This window comes from Halomonas litopenaei, from assembly GCF_003045775.1.
GTDB classification, from domain to species: domain Bacteria; phylum Pseudomonadota; class Gammaproteobacteria; order Pseudomonadales; family Halomonadaceae; genus Halomonas; species Halomonas litopenaei.
In genome coordinates, this window is the sequence record NZ_PXNS01000016.1 from 46440 (window position 1) to 65622 (window position 19183).

The following is a 19183-nucleotide window of genomic DNA, read 5'->3' on the forward strand; positions in this document are numbered from 1 at the left end:
TTTCGAAATCGAGAAAGGCTCTGGAGAATGTTCATGCCGCTATTGTCGATCGATGATCTGCGGGTCGTCCTGGGAGGGCAGACCATCCTCGAGGGCATAGACCTCAAGCTCGAATGCGGCGAAATCGTCACCTTGGTCGGCCCCAACGGGTCGGGCAAATCGACGCTACTGCGTACCATCATCGGTGCGCTGACGCCCGCTGGCGGACGTTTGGTGCGAAGGCCCGGGCTCACCATCGGCTACGTACCGCAGCGGCTGGCCATCGATCCGACCCTGCCGATGACGGTCACACGCTTTCTCAACCTGCCGCGTCGACGTTCCCGCGAAGCCGTGCAGCAGGCCCTGGCGCAGGCCGGCGTGCCTGAGCTGGGCTCGCAACAGTTGCTGTCGTTGTCAGGTGGTCAGCGACAGCGTGTTCTGCTGGCGCGAGCCCTGCTGGAGAAGCCCGACCTGTTGCTGCTCGATGAGGCAACCCAGGGCCTCGACCACCGGGGTACGGCGGATTTCTATCGCCAGATCGAGCGGGTGAGGCGCGAAACGGGCTGCGCGATCCTGATGGTCAGCCATGAGCTGCATGTGGTGATGCGCACCTCGGACCGGGTGATCTGCCTCGATCGCCACGTCTGCTGCCAGGGCACGCCCGAGCGAGTGCTGGCGTCCCCGGCCTATCAGGCGCTGTTTGGCCCCGATACCGCTGACGCGCTCGCCTTCTACCGCCACGAACATCTGCGCGAAAAAGACGCCGCTAGCCCGGCCTTGGCGCAGGTGGGCGCTGCCCACTCACTGGGGGTCTCGGCCTGATGCTCGATGACTTCATGCTGCGTGCGGCGCTCGCCGGTATCGGTGTGGCCTTGGCCGCCGCCCCGCTGGGCTGTTTTGTGGTGTGGCGCCGCATGGCCTACTTCGGTGATGCCACCGCGCACGCCGCCATCCTTGGTGTGGCTCTGTCGCTGTTGCTGTCGACCTCGATCTTCGCCGGAGTGCTGGTGGTGTCGCTGCTGATGGCGATCCTGGTCTCACTGCTCAGCGGGCGCGACTATGCCATGGACACCTTGCTTGGGGTCATGGCTCACTCGGCGCTGGCCTTCGGGCTGGTGGCGGTGTCCTTCGTGTCCGGGGTGCGTATCGACCTGATGGCATATCTGTTCGGTGACATTCTGGCGGTCGGCAAGGGGGATCTGGTGTTGATCGCTGGCGGCGCCTTGCTGGTCATGGCGCTGGTGGGGTGGCGCTGGTCGTCACTGTTGACGGCGACCCTGGATGCGGATCTGGCACGGGCCAATGGCATCCATCCCGGGCGCGAGCAGCTGGTGCTGACACTGTCCCTGGCGGTGGTCGTGGCTGTGGCACTCAAGGTGGTGGGGGTACTGTTGATCGCTGCACTGCTGATCATTCCCGCCGCCGCCGCCAGACCCTTTTGCCGCACCCCGGAAGCCATGGTGCTGGTGGCAGCGGTGATCGGAGCCGCGTCTACTAGCGGCGGTCTTCAGGCGGCCTACTGGCTCGACACGCCCACCGGTCCGACCATCGTCAGCCTCGCCGCTTTGGTGTTTGTCCTGTGTAGCCTGGTGGATCTCGGCAGGCGCCGGTTCGCAAGAATGTCTTCCAGCGATATCTCGTCCTGAACGGGTGATCCGTGCGTTGCTGCTTTGGGCGCAGGCCGCCACTGCAGGATCAGCCTTGCCTTACTGGCCCTTGCGCAGTCTAGCAGCATCATGGGTCATCGGCTGGTCTGGTGGCGATCTCCGCACGAGGAGGTTCTAAGTCGATATCGATGTCGCCATCGTCAGGCATCGCCAGCGTATCGGCGATGTTGCGACGTTGTCCGGCAAGCCGTTGGCACTATCGCTCGCACTTGAGCCATCGCTCGTCTGCCTGTACGGAAGCGCTACGGGCGACGAGCGTGGTCGGCCCCTGTGTGGCCGGCCACGCCGGTGCTTGTCCCGGGCCGGCGCAGTGTGCACGGGGCTCGATGTCGGGACGAGCCTACGGCGGTCGAGTCTCTCAGGACGTACAGATCCACAGTATCCGCGCCGGTTGCTCGCCGACCGATATCACTGCGTGGCCCATCTGGCTGTCGAAGGACATGCTGTCGGCGACCTTGAGCCGGGTCGGTTCGTAGTGCTCCGTCCATACCTCCACTTCACCCTGCTGCACCACGATCTGCTCATGTCCGGCGTGGCGCTGCAACTCGCCGAACTCCTCGATACTGGTGTTGAGCACCGTCGTGGAAAACACCAGAAAGTCCTTGGCCACCATGTCGTTGCACAGAAGCTCGAAGCGATAGTTGGGCGTCTCGACCACCGGCCCCTGGCCCGCCCGGGTCAGGGTGCGCCAGCCGCTCAGGGCGCTGCGTTCGTTGTGATAGAAGAGTTCGCTGACATCGACCTCCAGGGCGGCGGCCAGCTTGACGATCACGTCGTAGGTCGGGGATAGCCGGCCGTTCTCGATACGCGAGATGCTGGCGGCGGAGCTGCCCGAGGCCTCGGCCATCTGGGCGATGGTCAGGCCCCTATCGTTTCTGAGTGCCTTCAGGTTGGTGCCGATGGAACCTGCCTTGCGCGGACGCTCCCTGACGCGTGGGGGCGGGGTGACGGTGTCGCTCATGCTGGCCTCCGACGCCTTTGTCTTGAATTTTTCAAGAAAAAGCGTTGATTGTTGGTCTTTTTTTATAATTTTGACTGAATATTGCGTATATGCAATCCTCATTCACGAACGCGACAATAGCAAGGTGTGTGCGTGTGAGCGGGTGCTCCGGCGTGATCCCGGGGTTGCCAAAGCGCTTGCCAGCACGGTCATTGCGCTCCGAATTTCCACAAGAAAATCCAATAGGGATAATAATGTACAAACTGAATCGACTGGCGGGCGGTGTCGCCCTGGCGGCCGCGCTGGCGGGTGCCTCGCTGAGTGCAAACGCAGAGGAAATGAACTGGAAGATGGCCACTCCCTGGGGCGGCGGTCCCTGGCTTGAGCGCGATGCCCAGACCTTCGCCGACTACGTCGACCAGCTGACGGCCGGCGACATCGCCATCGAGGTGTTCCCCGGTGGCACCCTGGGGGGCGCGCTGCGGGTCACCAATACGGTCAAGGCCGGGGTGGCCGAGGTCAGCCACAACTACGTCAACTACGACTACGGCACCGATCCCACCGCGGCGCTGCTGGCCGGGCATTCCAGCGGCCTGACGCCGGAAGAGTTCATGATGTGGATGTACGAGGGCGGCGGCGTGGAGCTGTATGAAGAGTTCCGCCGTGACGTCTTCGATGTGGTGGCCTTCCCCTGTTCGATTCTGGGCACCGAGATCTTCCTGCACTCCAACAAGAAGGTCGAGACGCTGGAAGACTTCCAGGGTCTGCGCCTGCGCACCTCCGGCGCCTGGGCCGAGATCGCCTCTCAGCTGGGTGCATCCACCGTGGTCATGGCGGGCAGCGAGATCTACAACGCCCTGGACCGTGGCGTGATCGATGCCGCCGAGTGGGGCAGCCCCGAGATGAACAAGCCCACCGGCTTCCAGGACGTGGCGCAGTACGTGATCCTGCCCGGTGTGCACCAGTCGGGTGGCTTCCTCGAGTGCCAGGTCAACCAGGACGCCTGGGATGCGCTGAGCGCCGAACAGCAGGAGCTGCTGCGTCTGGCCGGCAAGCTAAGCGTGTTCGACTCCTGGCTCGCGAGCTCCTACGCCGACCTCGAGGCCTATCAGGAGCTGGTCGACGGCCCCAACGAGATCGTCCAGCTGGATCAGTCGTTCATCGACGCCATCTATGAAGAAACGCGCAAGTGGGAAGACGAGAACGCCGAGAGCAACGAGTGGTTTGCCCGGGTGCTCGAGTCCCAGCGTGAGTTCAAGGCCAGCATGACCAACTGGCAGCAGTATCGCCTGCCGATCGGTGCCATGGGTCGCGACTGACCACACGCCTTGCGGCCCGGCCAGACAGCAAGAGCTAACCCCCTCGCTGCCTGGTCGGGCCGCTGTCTTTACCACCACCTGTGGGCAAACGAGATGAAGCTTATTCACGCTATCGAGCGGCTGACCCGCCTGGCGGGAGGGCTGGGCGCCATGCTGACCTTTCCGCTGATCGCGGCCCTGGTCTATGAGGTGTTCAGCCGTTACGTGCTAGGCCGCCCGACCCTGTGGGCCTTCGAGGTCAGCTACATGGTCATGGGTGCCATCTTCATGCTGGGCATGGCCAACGCCCTGCGCCTGGGCCAGCACGTCAGCGTCGATCTGTTGACGTTGCGCTGGTCGGATCGCACCAACGCAGCGGTGCGCCTGGTCGGCTACCTGCTGTTTCTGCCGGTGCTGGGCTGGCTGGTGTGGGAGCTGGGGCAGTATGCGCTGGAGGCGTTCGCCTCGAACGAGCGCTCTGGCCGCTCGGCCTGGAACCCGGTGATCTGGCCCGTATTTCTGACCTGGTGGGCCGGCTTCGTGCTGCTGGCGCTGCAGGTCGTGGCCGAGATCCTCAAGGCGGTTCATATCATGCAAGGCCGCACGCCCGAACAGGGGGGCGCGGCATGAGTGACTATCTTGCGCTGGTGATGTTCCCGGCTTTGATCGGTTTCATCATCGCCGGCTTTCCGATCGCATTTTCAATGATTCTGGTGGCGACGCTGTTCGGCATCATGCAGTTCGGTGACGCTGCCGCCTATCAGTTGCTGACCAAGATCGAGGACACCGCCTCCAATTCGATTCTGGCGGCGGTGCCGCTGTTCATCTTCATGGGCGCCATGCTCGAGCGCTCCGGTATCGCCGAGCGGCTGTTCACCGCGATCCACTTCTGGACCCGTCGGCTGCCCGGGGGACTGGGCGTCGGCGCGGTGGTCATGGGGACCTTGTTCGCCGCGGCCAGTGGCGTGGTCGGTGCCACCGAGGCGGTGATCGGGCTCTTGGCCATCCCGGTCATGCTCAAGCATCAGTACAGCAAGTCGCTGATGTCCGGCACCATCTGTGCCAGCGGCTCGCTGGGGACGGCGATCCCGCCGTCTATCACGGTGGTGGTGCTGGGCCCGGTGGCCAGCGTCTCGGTGGGGTCGCTGTTCAGCGGCCTGATGTTCCCGGGCTTCCTGATGGCGCTGTTCTTCTTGCTCTACATCGTGCTGATCGCCTACTTGAAGCCGGAGATGGCACCGCGCATGGCGCAGGATGACGCCGAGCGGGCGACCCTCGGCGAGAAGCTCAAGATGACCTTCGGTGCGCTGCTGCCGACCATGGCGCTGATCATGACGGTGCTCGGGACGATCTTGCTCGGCATCGCCACGCCGACCGAGGCGGCCGCCTGCGGTGCCCTGGGATCGGTGGTGCTGGCGCTGGCCTATCGCAACCTGACGCTGGACGTGCTGTGGAACTCGGCCAAGCGGACCTTGAATATCTCGGCGATGATTCTGCTGATCGTGCTGGGGGGCAACATGTTCGCCGGGGTGTTCTTCGCCGCCGGTGGCATGGCCACGGTGCAGTCGCTGTTGATGGACACCGGCATGAGCCCCTGGATGATCCTCGGCATGATCCTGCTGATCGCCTTCCTGGCCGGCTTCGTGCTCGACATGATCTCGGTGGTGCTGATCGTCATCCCGGTGGCCATGCCCATCGTGCGTGCACTCGGCTTCGACGAGATCTGGTTCTGCGTGGCCTTCCTGGTGGTGATGCAGACTAGCTATCTGACGCCGCCGCTGGCACCGTCGATCTTCTACCTCAGGGCGATCACACCGCCGGAGGTGACGCTCAAGCACATGTACATCGGGGTGGTGCCCTTTATCGTGGTACAGCTGGTAGTGCTGGCGCTGGTACTCAGCTTCCCGTCGCTGGCGCTGTGGCTACCCGAGCAGCTGAGTGGCCCCTCGTGGAAATGACCCCGGACACTGACAAAGGAGACGCCCCCATGAAGGACACCGACACCACCGCCGACAACGGGGCCTACCTGACCCGCGAGGCGCTGATGTCGCTCAGTCGCCGCGTGCTGGAGCACCAGGGCTTCAGTGCCGAGCAGGCCAGGGCCCTCGGCGAGACCCTGGTGGCGGCGCAGATGGACGCTAGCCACTCACACGGGCTCTACCGTCTGCTGGGGATCGTCCAGACGCTGCGCCAGGGCGCGGCGGTCGCCGACGCCGTCCCGGAGGTAGAAGACGTGGCCGCGGGGGTGGTGCGGGTCGATGCCGGCGGTGGCTTTTCACCGCTGGCCTTCGAGCTGGGGCTGCCGCTGCTGGTGGGCAAGGCCCGCGACGCCGGGGTCGCGCTGATGGCGATCAATCACTGCGTGCATTCCACCGCCTTGTGGGTCGAACTCGAGCGGCTGACGGAACAGGGCCTGGTGGCGATCGTCTGTAACCCCACCCAGGCCTACATGGCGCCCCACGGCGGCAGTCGTCCGCTGTTGGGCACCAACCCGCTGGCCTTTGGCTGGCCCAGGCCCGGGCGCGAGCCGCTGGTGTTCGATTTTGCCACCAGTGCCATCGCCCGGGGCGACATCGAGCTGCATCGCCGCGAGGGCAAGCCGATCCCCGAGGGCTGGGGGGTCGATCGCGACGGGGCGCCCTGCACCGACCCCGAAGAAGTGCTGGATCACGGCGCCATGCTGCCGTTTGGTCAGCACAAGGGATCGGCATTGGCGCTGATGGTCGAGCTGATCGCCGGCCCGATGATCGGCGACCTGCTGAGCGTCGAGTCAAGCGAGCACGACGCCGGTCGCGCAGGACTTCCGTACCACGGCGAACTGATCATCGCCATCGACCCGGCGCGCACTGCAGGCGCCACCAGCGAGGCGCACATGGACAGGGCCGAGCGGTTGTTCGACGAGCTGCTGGGCCAGGGCGCACGCTTGCCGGCCCAGCGTCGTTACCGTGAGCGGGCGCTGAGTGAATCCCGTGGCGCCTGGGTGCCCCAGGCGCTGCTCGATGATATCGAGGCGCTGCTGGCGTGAGGTGACGCGGGGCGCCTTAGCCGAAGGTGTCGCCACCCCACCGAAGGTACATGAGGCTTACACGAAGTCATTGCCGCGCCTCTAGGACGCGCCGTGATCATTTCCTACGCTGGGGTACGGTTGGGCAGCGACGCCCGACCGAGAGCTCATTTGTTCGAAGCGAGGGCATGTCATGGCAATGACAGGGACGTTATTGGTGATGCTGGCATCGCTGCAGTGGGGGCTCGCCGGCGGTTTCGGCAGCCTGCTGTTGCAGCGCGACTGGACGCCTGAGGCGGTGTCCTTCTGGCGGGCGCTGGTGGGGGTGGGTGTGATGCTCGTGTGGCTGGCGCTGTCCTGGTGGCGGCGCGGGCGACCGACGGTCAACCGCCGGATGGCGATGTGGGCAATGCTCGCCGGGTGCGGTATCGCCGCCAACTTCACTTTTTACTTCATCAGCATCAGTGAGAGCAGCGTGGCGGTGGCGGCGACCCTGATGTACAGCGCGCCGATCTTCGTGTTCGTCGTGTCCTTCCTCACCGGGGCCGAGCGTCCGTCACTGGTGCAGTGGCTGGCCATGGCGGTGGTGATGGGCGGTATCGTGCTGTTGACCGGCATCTATCGCGCCGACGCCGGGGTGGTGACGCCGTTCGGCATCGCCGCCGGTTTGCTGGCAGGCGTCGGTTACGCCTTCTTCATCTTCGGCTTTCGCTTTGCGGCATTGCATGGCTCGGCCACGGCGGCGCTGCCGATGGCGCTGGCCACCGCCGCCCTGTTGATCCTGCCGCTGGCGGATTTGTCGACGCTGGCCTCGGTGCCGGCGTCCGCTGACGTTTCGTTGTTTCTGCTGGTCGGTGTGCTGGGCGGCGCGCTGTCGTTCTTCTGCTACGTTGTCGGCGTGCGCTATACGCTGCCGACCATGGCCTCCATCGTCGCCATGGTCGAACCGGTCACCGCGACCTTGTTCGGGCTGTTCGTGCTGGACGAGAGCCTGACCCTGCCTCAGGTCGGGGGCATGCTGCTGATTCTCGGTGCGGTGACCGGCATCAGCCTGCTCAAGCACCGTGCGGCGACAGCCTCAGAGTAGGCAAGTCGCCTCGATAGCACAGACGTCGTCGGCGCCACGGTCGTCACCGTCTGCCGACCTGGCAGAGACGATTCCTGCGATGGGCGCTGCGGGCCTTGAGCCCGGCGCCCGGGCTACTCCAGTCCGATGTTCTTGGCCGGGAATTTCTCGAAGGTAGCGCGATGGGCGCCGGCTTCGGCCACCATGGACGCCTGCCAGGCGTTGCGTCGGTGGCCGACGGTCATCTGTTCCTTGGGGTCGATGTAAAGATTGAACAGCCAAGGGGCCAGGGCGGTCCTTTCCACCGTCGCCATGTCGATCCAGCGCAGGCCATCGTCGGCGCGCACCACGGCGGTATGCATCTTGTACTCACGCATGCGCAGGGCGGTGAACTGGTTGCCCAGCCACATGTAGACCTGCTCGCGGTGGGACTGACCGTTCTCGGTAAGCAGGAAGGACGTCTGGTCGATGCCGTCGATGTAGCGGTCCTGAGGGATGCCGTCTTCGGCGCCGCCCAGGGTGGCGAAGGTATTGAACAGGTCCATCAGATCGAACAGGCCGTCGGAGCGCTGGCCGGGCGGGATCATGCCCTTCCAGTAGGCGATGCCCGGGACCCGCACGCCGCCTTCCCAGGTGGTGCCCTTGGCGCCACGGAAGGGGGTGTAGCCGCTGTCCGGCCAGCTATCCATCTGGGGCCCATTGTCCGAGGTGACGAAGATGAAGGTGTTCTCCAGCTCGCCGCTGTCATCCAGCGCCTGAACGATGTCACCGATATAGCTGTCGACCTCGACGACGGCGTCCTTGTAGGGATACTTCGATGGACTGGCGCCGTGAAACGCCTCCGATGGCCAGTTGTCGGCGTGCACCTTCATGAAGGCGTGGGTGATGAAAAAGGGCGCGTCCTGCTGCGACAGCCGCTGGATGCTGTCGACGGTGTAGTCCCTGAGTCGGGCGTCACCCTCGGCCATGTCCTCGATGGAGCTGACCTGGCTGACCACCTCGGTGGTGCCGTCGGCGAGGCCATGGATCAGGTTGTCATCGGCCTTGATCCGGTCGTAGCGCTCAAGCTTGTCGTCATCCAGTACCAGGTCGGGATAGCGACGCTCATCGAAGCGCTGGGTGTATTCCTTCTGCGCGCGATAGTAGCCGTAGAACTCGTCGAAGCCCACATCGTGGGGGCGCATGCCTTCTTCTTCCCCGATATGCCACTTGCCCACCAGCAGACTGTAGTAGCCCTGGTTCGACAGCAGCCTGGCAATGGACGTCTCGCCTTCCCATGGATTCACGCTGACGCTGTCGCCGGCAAGGATCGGGCGGATCAGGCCGGTGCGTACCGGCAGTCGGCCGGTAAGGATGGCGGCGCGGGTCGGCGTGCAGGTGTACTGCGAATAGGTCGACGTCAGCATCAGGCCTTCATCGGCCAGCCGGTCCATATGCGGGGTGGGGGCGCCGATGGCCTCACCGCCACCGAAGGCGCCGGGGTCACCGTAGCCCAGGTCATCGACGATAAACAGCAGGATATTAGGCTTCTGGCCTGCGCGGGCCTCGAAGTCCGCCAGTGCCTGGGCGGCCGCAGCCTGCTGCTGGGGGTGGGGAATGGCCGGTTGACGATGGTCGTTTTCCGCCACCGCCCGGGACAGCGTGCTGGCCATGGCGATGGGGGCCTTGGCCGCCAACAGGCCTGCCGACAGGGCCACGGTCAGCATTGTCGCAGCGATGGAAGTCCTCATTTTCCACTCCATGTGTCGGGCCCAGGGAAAGAAGAGAGCCGCGGTGCCAGGGGAGACATGTGATCACTGAAGCAGGACGCTGTCTGGCGCCTGATGTCTTCCCGGTATCCGTCGGGTGGTGCCAGGATGTGCAGCATTGGCGTGTTGCTCGGGCGTGGTCGCAGTGTGGCGAGTGAGGTGGGAGGGCGCCATCCCCCGAAAGGCATAACGGCCTGGGCTCCATCGCCAGGCGGGTGCTTCCTGATCTTGCCCAACAAAAGTGGACACCGGTCTATGCGATCATTCGAGCTTCGAAGGCTGCTGGGCTGATCATCCCAATGGCGCTGTGGCGGCAGTGACAGCGGCGCAGACAGCGAACAAGCGCTGGCCCTGAGCGTCGCCGGTGCCGGCGACACCACCCTGGAGCGCATCGGCCAGGAGGCCGCGCTGCTGGTGGAGTAGGCAGTGGAGTAGAGAGTGGAGCAAGCGGTCGAATAGGCCGTGGAGCAAGCGGTCGAATAGGCCGTGGAGCAAGCGGTCGAATAGGCCGTGGAGCAAGTGGTGGATCACTCCAGCGAAAGTCCCCTTCGATCACCCGGCCCTTGGCCGGGTGATGTTTTTTGCATAGCGACGAGCCTCCCTCGAGTACGAGACGCCTCGGCTATCTCGCATCGCTACGAGCGCTCCCAGCCCTCTCTCCCGGCCCCCTCCCAGCGACAGGGCCGTGCACTGCATCCTGCAAGCGCAGCAACTATCGGCTGTTCTTCGGGCGGTGATCTCGACCCACAACATCAGCACTTGAATTCGGCCAATCGGGGTTTTTATCAAAAGGTGATAATTTTTGTTATGGCGTTATAGCGACGTGCGTAAAGGCCGGCGTGTACTCGCTTATGGAAAGATGGAAGCGTGGTTTTTGTTTTTTCAGTTGTCGAACTGACAAGGGAAGAAAATCGTGACGTAAAATCTAGAGTGTTTTGTGTGATTGTTCGCAGTCATCATTGCCCGAGGCGTGGAATAAGTATGCAAAATTGTGCTTAATCGATTGTTTAGTCGCTTGATGGCAGTGATCTTGGTATTTATTTATACAGTAAAGTGTCGAATTATCAATCATTTAAAAATTTGTGAATTTTTTATCACAAAGTGTGAATTGGCGGATGAGGCGTTTTCTGACGCGCAATTATCTGTTTTATAAAAAAGAAATTTTTGATGTCGGAAAACAAGGAGGCTTCGAGTGATAATGATGTTCGTCAGTCCAGTGTCGAGAGCGAAAATCAGTGCCTAGGTTTAAGGCAGACGCAGGAATCACACCGTGCTTGTTGCCTTGTTTTCGTTGTTTGCCGCCACCAACCGGCGGCGAGGACACTCCCATGAATACCGACACTGAAAGAGCCAATGCCAGCGCCACTGCGCTGATGAATACCCGCGGCGTGGAGCCCGCTGTCCTTCTCTCTGTCACCGATGGCGGTGGGAGTTATAGCTTCAGGCTGAACCACGACTTTGGATACAACAGAGATCCTGCCAGCAATGAGCCCTATCGCTGGGTGGCTCCTGACCTCCCCGAACTGACGGCGGACGGTGAGCCAGTGGGGTTTCGGATTTCACCCGACGGGCAGCGATTGATGCTGTTCGAGGAGAGTTTGCTGGACGAGGATCCGGGAAGAGCCCTGCTGATCCTGCAACTGACTGACGACGACGAGTTGGTCACTGTTTCGGTGAATCGGAAACTGGACCATACCGGGCCTGATTTCGACGACATTCTGTCGTTATCGTTTCCTTTCATCGCCACCGACAACGAGGGCAGGGAAGAGAAGGCCTGGGTCGACATCAATGTGGTTGATGTAGCGCCACCCACCTACTCGGGGTACAACGGCATCGATACTCCCAGTTCGGTCGTTCCGGGGAACTTTGTCGTCGATCGCTGGAGGATGGATGCTGGCAAAGAAGGGCTCGACCGGGTCTTTGTCAGCCTGCCCGGTGACGACACCGAATATCCACTGGGGGCGATGATCGACACCGACAAAGGCCTGCTCGCCGTCAACTTGGAATATTGGGTGTTCAAGGCCGACCCCGATGCCGAGGGATCGTTCGAGTTCCAGATCGTTGTCATCGATGGTGACGGCGACCGGGTGAACATTGAGGCCCACTTCGATATCCGAGAATGTGAGAACAGCGAGGTGGCGACCACCCCGGAGACCGATGGCGATCCCACCACCGAACCGGCCCACGCTATCGTCGATGAAGCCGCCTCTTACTACGGTAGTGCCAGCGGCTCAGGCACAGGCGAAACGGTCGTGGCGGCCGGGTCGCTGGGCTATGACCTCGGCAGCGATTGCTCAGAAGAAACTGGCTACGAAATTCAACGCGTGAGCAGCTTCGATTGGGATATCGCCAGTTTGCCGCGTCTGACCGCCGACGGCTATCCGGTGTCATGGTTGATTGACGCTAGTAGCCACAGGGTGCGTGGGGTTGCCTACGATAGTGACGCCCAGGAGGAGTATGCGGTCATCGAGGTGGTGCTTACCGACTTAGCCTCCGGCAGCTATGAGGTACGGTTGCCTGACGTTAGACACTTTGCTGACCGCGACCAGATTGCCGCACTGGATCACTCGGGCGCTGGCAACGATGACAGTATTCACTTCGAGTTGGGCTATGTCGTCGTCGACGTCTCTGGCAACAGCGCTTTCGGCGTGCTCGAGGTCACGGTCAATGATGACGCTCCTCGCGCCAACGACGACAGGGCTTCCACGTCCAAGGACACCCAGGTCATCGTCGACGTGCTGGCTAACGACGTTCTCGGTGCCGACGGTTCGGGTGGGGTTGTCGCGGCCAGCGTTCAAGGGGGAGCCGATGTCGGTAGCGTCACGGTCCGGGGCGATGGCCGCTTGTCCTTCGTGCCTCACCCGGACTTTCTGGGCGATGCCCTGATCGATTACACCAGCAGCGATGGCGATGGTGACACCACCCAAGGAGGTCTGACCGTCAATGTCCGCGACGCTGCCTCGACGACGCGGTCCACTCCGGAAACCGACGACGACCCCGATACCCAACCGGCCAGGGTCGTCGTCGATGAGGAGGGTCTGCCCGGGGGCATTGCTGGCGGTATCGGCGATATCGCCGGCGAGTCAACGGTCGCCACCGGTTTCCTGGGTTATGACGCTGGCGACGATGGGGTTGCTGGTTTCTCCTGGATTCGTAGCTCCTATTTGGTAGATGTGGAGGTGAGAGGGGAAGTGCCGCGCCTGTCACTGGTGAATAATGGACGGACCTTGATTGCCAAGGACGAGCAGTTCGGCTCGGTATTCAGGCTTGAACTTGTCGATATCACGACGGGTGAATATCGCTTCGAGCTGTTCCAGCCGCTGGATCACTCGGATCCAAGCATCGAGGACAATGTCGACTTTGTGATCGACTATGTCGTTACCGATGGTGACGGCGACACGGCTGAAGGCGTACTCGAGATCCGTGTCAATGACGACGCCGGCCGCGCCAACAGCGATAGCGCCGCCACCCTCAGTGCCACCCCGGTCATCGTGGACGTGCTGAGCAACGACGAGATCGGCGCCGAGGGCGTACGCAAGGTCATGCAGGCAAGCGTTCAGGGCGGCGACGCTGTGGGCACCGTGTCGATCAATCCCGATGGCACCCTGACCTTTGTTCCCGCTGTGGGATTCTCCGGCGATGCGCTTATCGACTACGCCCGCTCCGATGGCGACGGTGACTTCCCCGTCGGCACCCTCACCGTGTCTGTTGCGGCCGTCAATCCTGACGGGCTGATCACGCCACTGACCGATGGCGACCCCGACACCCGGTCGCCCAAGGCGGTGGTCGACGAGGATGGCCTGGCAGGCGGTATCGCCGGGGGGGCCGGCGACACGGCTACCCAGAGTCGCGTGACCATCGGATCGCTGGGCTACGACTTCGGCAATGATGGTCCGGGTGGCTTCCGCTGGCACACCGATGGCCTGCCGATACTGACCTCCGGTGGCGATCCGGTGAGCTGGCGGCTAAGCGGCAATGGCCGTTCGCTGCTGGGCGTCGACAGCGGTGGCGGCAGGGTCATCGCGGTGCAGCTTGTCGACGTGGTGACCGGCCGCTACAAGGTGACGCTGGACAAGCCGCTGGATCATGTCATTTCGGGCATCGAGGACGACCTCTCTATCGAGGTGGGCTATACCGTCACCGACGGTGGCGGAGACGTTGCCGCCGGCAGGCTTGACATCGTGGTGGACGACGACAGCCTGGTGGCCCGAGACGATAGCGCCACAATCGCCGTCGACACGGCGATCAGGGTAGCGGTGCTGGACAACGACGGGCTGGGCGCCGATGGCCCTGGGGGCATCATCGACGCCAGCGTGCGCGGCGGGCCAGCGGTCGGCAGCATCACGATCAACCCCGACAACAGCCTGACCTTCGTGCCTCACCCGGAGCTTTTCGGCAGAGAGGTGCTGATCGATTACGTCGTCAGTGACGCCGACGGTGACACCGCCGCCGCCACACTCAGCGTCGTCGTCGAAGGTGGCGACGCCGGCGGCCCCACCACCCCGGACAGCGACGGTGATCCTGAGAACGTGGCGCCCACCGCCATCGTCGATGAGGACCGGCTTTACTTGTATGCCTATGAAATGACTGGCCTGGAAGGTGGTTCCGGCGATATCGGATACTACCAAGCCTATTACGACGGTTTTCTGGGCTACGACTTTGGCGAGGCTGGGCCTGGCAGCTTCCGCTGGTCCACCGATGGCTTGCCCGAATTGAGTGCGAATGGTGAGCCTGTGACCTGGTCGCTCAACGCCGCTGGTAACAGCCTGATCGGCAAGGCCCGCGGTCTCAATATTTTCGGCTACTATGACCAGGTAGACGTGATCAGCATAAAGCTCCTGGGCCTGGAGCCGGGCATCTTCAAAGTTGAACTGCTAAAGGGACTGGATCACAGCGACCCCTACCTGGAAGACGACATCACCTTCAGCGTCGGCTACGTCATCACCGATGGCAACGGCGATAGTGCGCAAGGCTCGCTGGACATCCTGGTGGACGACGACAGTCCCCGTGGTGGTGGGTACAGGGGATGGTACTTCACTGGCACCGATACCCCGGTCAGGTTTGATCTGCGGGATGACATCCTTATCGGCGCCGACTTCGAGCGGGTCGCCAACTTTCGCGCCGAGGTCGTCGGCGGCGATAGCGTTGGCCAGGTCAGCCACGAAGAGGGTGATTTTTATGCCACCTTCACGCCGCATCCCGAGTTCCACGGCAAGGCCTTGTTGCAGCTCGGATACACTGACGGTGATGGCGATGAGACCGGCGGACGTGTCGAGGTCAGTGTCGGCGCCTCTGGCAACAATGTACCGATCACGCCGCTGAGCGATGGCGACCCTGCCACCGTCTCGGCCCGGGCCGTGCTCGACGAGGAAGGCCTCGCCGGTGGCATCGCCGGCGGCCCGGGGGACGTGGCCGGAGAGGCCAGGGTCGTCACCGGGTCGCTGGGCAATGACTTCGGCAAGGATGGCCCGTGGCTGTTTCCCTTCCACTGGGTCACCGATGGCCTGCCGGCGCTGAGCTCACAGGGTAGCCCGTTGAGCTGGTTGGTCAACGGTACCGGGCATGAGGTGACGGGCGTGGATGCGCTTGGCAACGAGGTGATCAGCGTCCGCATCACCGATTTCGAGCAGGGGCTCTATCGTGTCGAGCTGCACCGGCCGCTTGACCACGACGATGCCAGCCTCGAGGACAATATCGATCTGACCGTTCGCTACATGATCACCGACGGCAACGGCGACACTGCCCAGGGCCAGCTAAGGATCAGCGTGGATGACGATAGTATGCTGCTGGTCGATGACAGCACCACTACTGACAAGGCCAGCCCGATCAGCGTGGACGTGCTGGCCAACGACCAGTACGGCGCTGATGGCCTGGGTGGTCTCGTCTCCGCCAGCGTGCGCGGTGGGGCAGCGGTTGGCAACGTCACCATCAATCCCGACGATACCCTGACTTTTGTCGCCCATCCGGACTTCTTCGGTAAAGCGTTGATTGCCTACACAGCCAGTGACGCCGACGGTGATATCCGCAGCGCAGAGCTCAGCGTCATGGTCGAAAACGATGCCCCCGGTACGCCTACGACCCCGGAAACCGATGGCGACCCCCTGACCAACCCCGCCAAGGCCGTGGTCGACGAGGATGGCCTGGCGGGCGGCATCCACGGCGGTGTCAGGGATGCGCCCACCGAACTCACGGTCGCGACGGGCGTGCTTGGCTATGACTTCGGCAGCGATGGCCAGGGAGACTTTCGCTGGAGCACCGACGGCCTGCCGTCGCTGACCAGCGGCGGTGATCCGGTGACCTGGCGGCTCAACGGTAACGGTCGTTCGCTGGTGGGGTTTGACAGCAATGGCGATAGGGCCATCTCGGTTCAGCTTGTCGATCAGGCGACCGGCAGCTACAAGGTGGCAGTGGCAAGGCCGCTGGACCACGCCAACGCCAGGGTCGAGGACGACCTCAACTTCGTCGTGGGCTACAGCGTCAGCGACGCTGACGGTGACACTGCTGAGGGTGTGCTGCGCGTGACCGTGGATGATGACCGTGGTCGTGCCAACGACGACAGTGCGCGCACCGATCGCGCTACCGCGGTCGATGTGGACGTGCTGGCCAACGACGACCACGGCGCCGATGGCCCGGGACGGGTGATCGCTGCCAGTGTCCAGGGAGGCGCGGATGTCGGCAGCGTCACGCTAACCAGCGCTGGCGTGTTGACCTTTGTGCCACAGGCAAGCTTTACCGGCACCGCGCTGATTGATTACACCGGCAGCGATGCAGACGGCGACATTACCGCTGGACAGCTCAGCGTCAGTGTCGACCAGGGCACGGATCGTCCTACCACCCCGGAGACCGATGACGATCCAGCCACCGGACCCGCCACGGCGGTTGTCGACGAGGACGGCCTGGTCGGTGGTGTTGCCGGTGGTCCGGGTGATGCGCCAGGCGAGCTGACCGTCGTGACCGGCTCGCTGGGCTATGACTTTGGCTCTGATGGGCGTGGAACCTTCCGCTGGAGCACCGACGGTCTGCCCTCCTTGACGTCACAAGGCCGCCCATTGAGCTGGTCGCTCAATGCCACCGGCCATACCATGACGGCCTCCGATACCGAGGGCAATGACGTCCTGCGCGTCAGAATCATCGATATTCTCAACGCAGAGTATCGCGTGTCACTGCTCCGACCGCTTGATCACGATGATGCCATGAGCGAGGACAGTATCGACATGGCGCTGGGCTACGTGATCACCGATCGTGACGGCGAGGCTGCGCAAGGCGTGCTCAATGTCAGCGTGAATGACGACAGCGTTCGCGCCAATGATGACAGTGTCAGCACCGTGAGCGGTGACCGGGTCAGGGTGGATGTGCTGGCCAATGATGAGTTCGGCGCCGATGGGCCGGGACGTCTTGTCGGCGCCCGCATTCAGGGTGGCGCCGACGGCGTCGGCACCCTCAAGATCCACCCTAACAGTACCTTGACCTTTGAATCCGATTCGTCTTTCTCTGGCGTTGCGCGTGTTCACTATGACGCAATGGACGGCGACGGTGACATCAGTACCGGCACGCTTGTCGTGGACGTCGAAACCGATGACATCCCGACCACCCCGGAAACCGATGACGATCCGAACACTGTCCCTGTCAGCACCTTCGTCGACGAAGACGGGCTGCCAGGCGGTATCCCGGGAGGAGATGGGGATGTTGCCACCGAACGCACCGTCGCCACCGGCTTGGTGGGCTACAACTTCGGAAATAACGGTCAGGGTGGTTTTACCTGGCATAGCGACGATCTGCCGACGCTGACGACCGGCGGGGATCCGGTGACCTGGCAGTTAAGCGGTAACGGGCGTTCGCTGGTAGGCGTAGATAGCAGTGGCGACCGGGTGATCTCGGTGCAATTGACCGATGTTGCCAGCGGTAGCTATCGAGTGGCGCTGTTCCAGCCGTTGGATCACGAGCCGTCCCCCTCGTTGTCTTATGTTGTAGAGGATAACCGCGCCTTAGAGGTTGGCTATACCGTCACCGATCGCGACGGGGACCGTGCCGAGGGAGTCTTCCTGCTCTTTGTCGACGACGACGCCGGCAGCGCCAGCGACGATAGCGCCAGTACCGACAGTGACACCCCGATTACCGTGGATGTGTCCACCAACGATAAATATGGCGCCGATGGGCCGGGGAGTATCGGCGGGTTTGGCCTTCAGGGAGGGGCAGGGGTCGGCAGCATCACGGTCAATGCCGATGACACCGTGACCTTCATACCCAACCCGAGCTTCTCCGGCGTGGCGGAGATCGACTACAGCGGCAGCGACAACGACGGTGACAGCAGCGAGGCGACGCTCTCTATCGATGTGACGGGTGGCGACCCCACCAGACCGACGACCCCGGAAACCGATGGCGACCCCGCCACCATGGTGGCCGAGGCCGTCGTCGATGAGGATGGCCTCGGCGGCAACCCCGGCGGTAGGTATGACGTTCCCGGTGAGCAGACCGTGGTGACCGGTTCGCTGGGCTATGACTTCGGTGAGGGAGGGCGTGGCAGCTTCCGCTGGACGACAGAAGGCATGCCGTCTTTAACGTCGCAAGGACGCCCCCTGGCCTGGTCACTCGGTAGCTCCGGCCACAGCCTTTTAGGCTCCGATAGCGACGGTAATACTGTGATTGGCATCGAGATGACCGATATCGACAGCGGCGACTACCGCGTCGAGCTGTATCGTCCGTTGGACCACAAAGATGACCTTGGGGAGAGTGATATCAATGTCGCGGTCGGCTACGTCATTACCGACGGTGACGGCGATACTGCTGAAGGACAACTCCGGCTGACGGTAGATGACGACACGCCTGTGATCACTGCTGATCTGGAAGGCTTTACCTTTTATAGCGGCATTCCGGTGACCCTCGATTTGGTGAACTTCGGCGGCGATGGCTACGGTTTCCTGGGGGTGAGAGTCTCCAGCGGTGATGGTGGCCAGGTGACGATCAATCCCGATCATACGGTGACGTTCTTGTACGACGGGGGCTTTATCAGTGAAACGCGCGTCTGGGTAACTGTTGCTGACAGCGAATACGATAGCGCTTACAGTGTCGATAAAGTCAACGTGGCGCCAGCGCCAGCGGATGCTGACGTCAGTGCCTCTGCCATTGGCGACACGGGTGTGCTTGTGACAGGCGAGGAAGTCGCTGCCCAGGCGGGCCGGCTGGCGCTGTCGGAATTGCTCGACGAGAGCGACGAGGAGGTAGCGGCCTGGCTGCCGCCGGAACAGGACCAGACCGACAGCGTAGGCCCCGCGTCGGCAGGGGGCAGTGGCGGCGGCAGTGGCAGCAGTGACAGCGGCGCAGACAGCGAACAAGCGCTGGCCCTGAACGGCGCCGGTGCCGGCGACACCACCCTGGAGCGCATCGGCCAGGAGGCCGCGCTGCTGGTGGAGTAGGCAGTGGAGTAGAGAGTGGAGTAGAGAGTGGAGTAAGCGGTGGATCACTCCTGCGAAGATCCCCTTCA

General features: G+C 63.0%; 10 protein-coding genes. 8 read left to right on the forward strand and 2 right to left on the reverse strand.

Going from position 1 to position 19183, the window contains the following annotated elements:
* The first annotated feature begins 33 nt into the window (after nucleotides 1–33).
* Nucleotides 34–801 carry a metal ABC transporter ATP-binding protein gene (locus tag C6W88_RS19465; RefSeq protein ID WP_108133676.1) on the forward strand — a complete coding sequence of 256 codons (768 nt, stop codon included), beginning with the start codon at nucleotides 34–36 and terminating at the stop codon, nucleotides 799–801.
* The gene (locus tag C6W88_RS19470; protein ID WP_108133677.1) at nucleotides 801–1625 is read left to right on the forward strand and encodes a metal ABC transporter permease; all 825 of its coding nucleotides are present in this window, start codon (nucleotides 801–803) and stop codon (nucleotides 1623–1625) included. The genes C6W88_RS19465 and C6W88_RS19470 overlap by 1 nt, the downstream gene beginning before the upstream one ends.
* A 379-nt stretch (nucleotides 1626–2004) precedes the next feature.
* Here the strand turns inward: C6W88_RS19470 and C6W88_RS19475 are convergent, their stop codons facing one another.
* Nucleotides 2005–2607: a helix-turn-helix domain-containing protein gene (locus C6W88_RS19475; RefSeq protein ID WP_181248688.1), complete on the reverse strand. Its 603-nt coding sequence runs from the start codon at nucleotides 2605–2607 to the stop codon at nucleotides 2005–2007.
* Nucleotides 2608–2840: 233 nt separating this feature from the next.
* On the opposite strand from C6W88_RS19475, the gene C6W88_RS19480 reads away from it, so the two are divergent.
* The 5 genes from C6W88_RS19480 (at nucleotide 2841) to C6W88_RS19500 (ending at nucleotide 7975) form a co-directional block, all read left to right on the forward strand.
* Nucleotides 2841–3905, forward strand: a complete 1065-nt coding sequence (locus tag C6W88_RS19480) for a type 2 periplasmic-binding domain-containing protein (protein ID WP_045992514.1) — start codon at nucleotides 2841–2843, stop codon at nucleotides 3903–3905.
* Between the two features lie 93 nt (nucleotides 3906–3998).
* The gene (locus C6W88_RS19485) at nucleotides 3999–4514 is read left to right on the forward strand and encodes a TRAP transporter small permease subunit (RefSeq protein WP_108133679.1); all 516 of its coding nucleotides are present in this window, start codon (nucleotides 3999–4001) and stop codon (nucleotides 4512–4514) included.
* The gene (locus tag C6W88_RS19490; RefSeq protein ID WP_045992516.1) at nucleotides 4511–5842 is read left to right on the forward strand and encodes a TRAP transporter large permease; all 1332 of its coding nucleotides are present in this window, start codon (nucleotides 4511–4513) and stop codon (nucleotides 5840–5842) included. Before C6W88_RS19485 ends, C6W88_RS19490 begins: the two co-directional genes overlap by 4 nt.
* 29 nt (nucleotides 5843–5871) lie before the next feature.
* Entirely contained in the window at nucleotides 5872–6909 is a 1038-nt protein-coding gene (locus C6W88_RS19495) for an Ldh family oxidoreductase (RefSeq protein WP_108133680.1), read from the forward strand.
* Nucleotides 6910–7081: 172 nt separating this feature from the next.
* Nucleotides 7082–7975: a DMT family transporter gene (locus C6W88_RS19500; protein WP_231498714.1), complete on the forward strand. Its 894-nt coding sequence runs from the start codon at nucleotides 7082–7084 to the stop codon at nucleotides 7973–7975.
* Nucleotides 7976–8088: 113 nt separating this feature from the next.
* Here the strand turns inward: C6W88_RS19500 and C6W88_RS19505 are convergent, their stop codons facing one another.
* Nucleotides 8089–9684: an arylsulfatase gene (locus C6W88_RS19505; RefSeq protein WP_108133681.1), complete on the reverse strand. Its 1596-nt coding sequence runs from the start codon at nucleotides 9682–9684 to the stop codon at nucleotides 8089–8091.
* Between the two features lie 1346 nt (nucleotides 9685–11030).
* On the opposite strand from C6W88_RS19505, the gene C6W88_RS21550 reads away from it, so the two are divergent.
* A complete protein-coding gene (locus C6W88_RS21550) occupies nucleotides 11031–19115 on the forward strand; it encodes an Ig-like domain-containing protein (protein WP_108133683.1) in 8085 nt (2694 codons plus the stop codon).
* The last annotated feature ends 68 nt before the right edge of the window (nucleotides 19116–19183 follow it).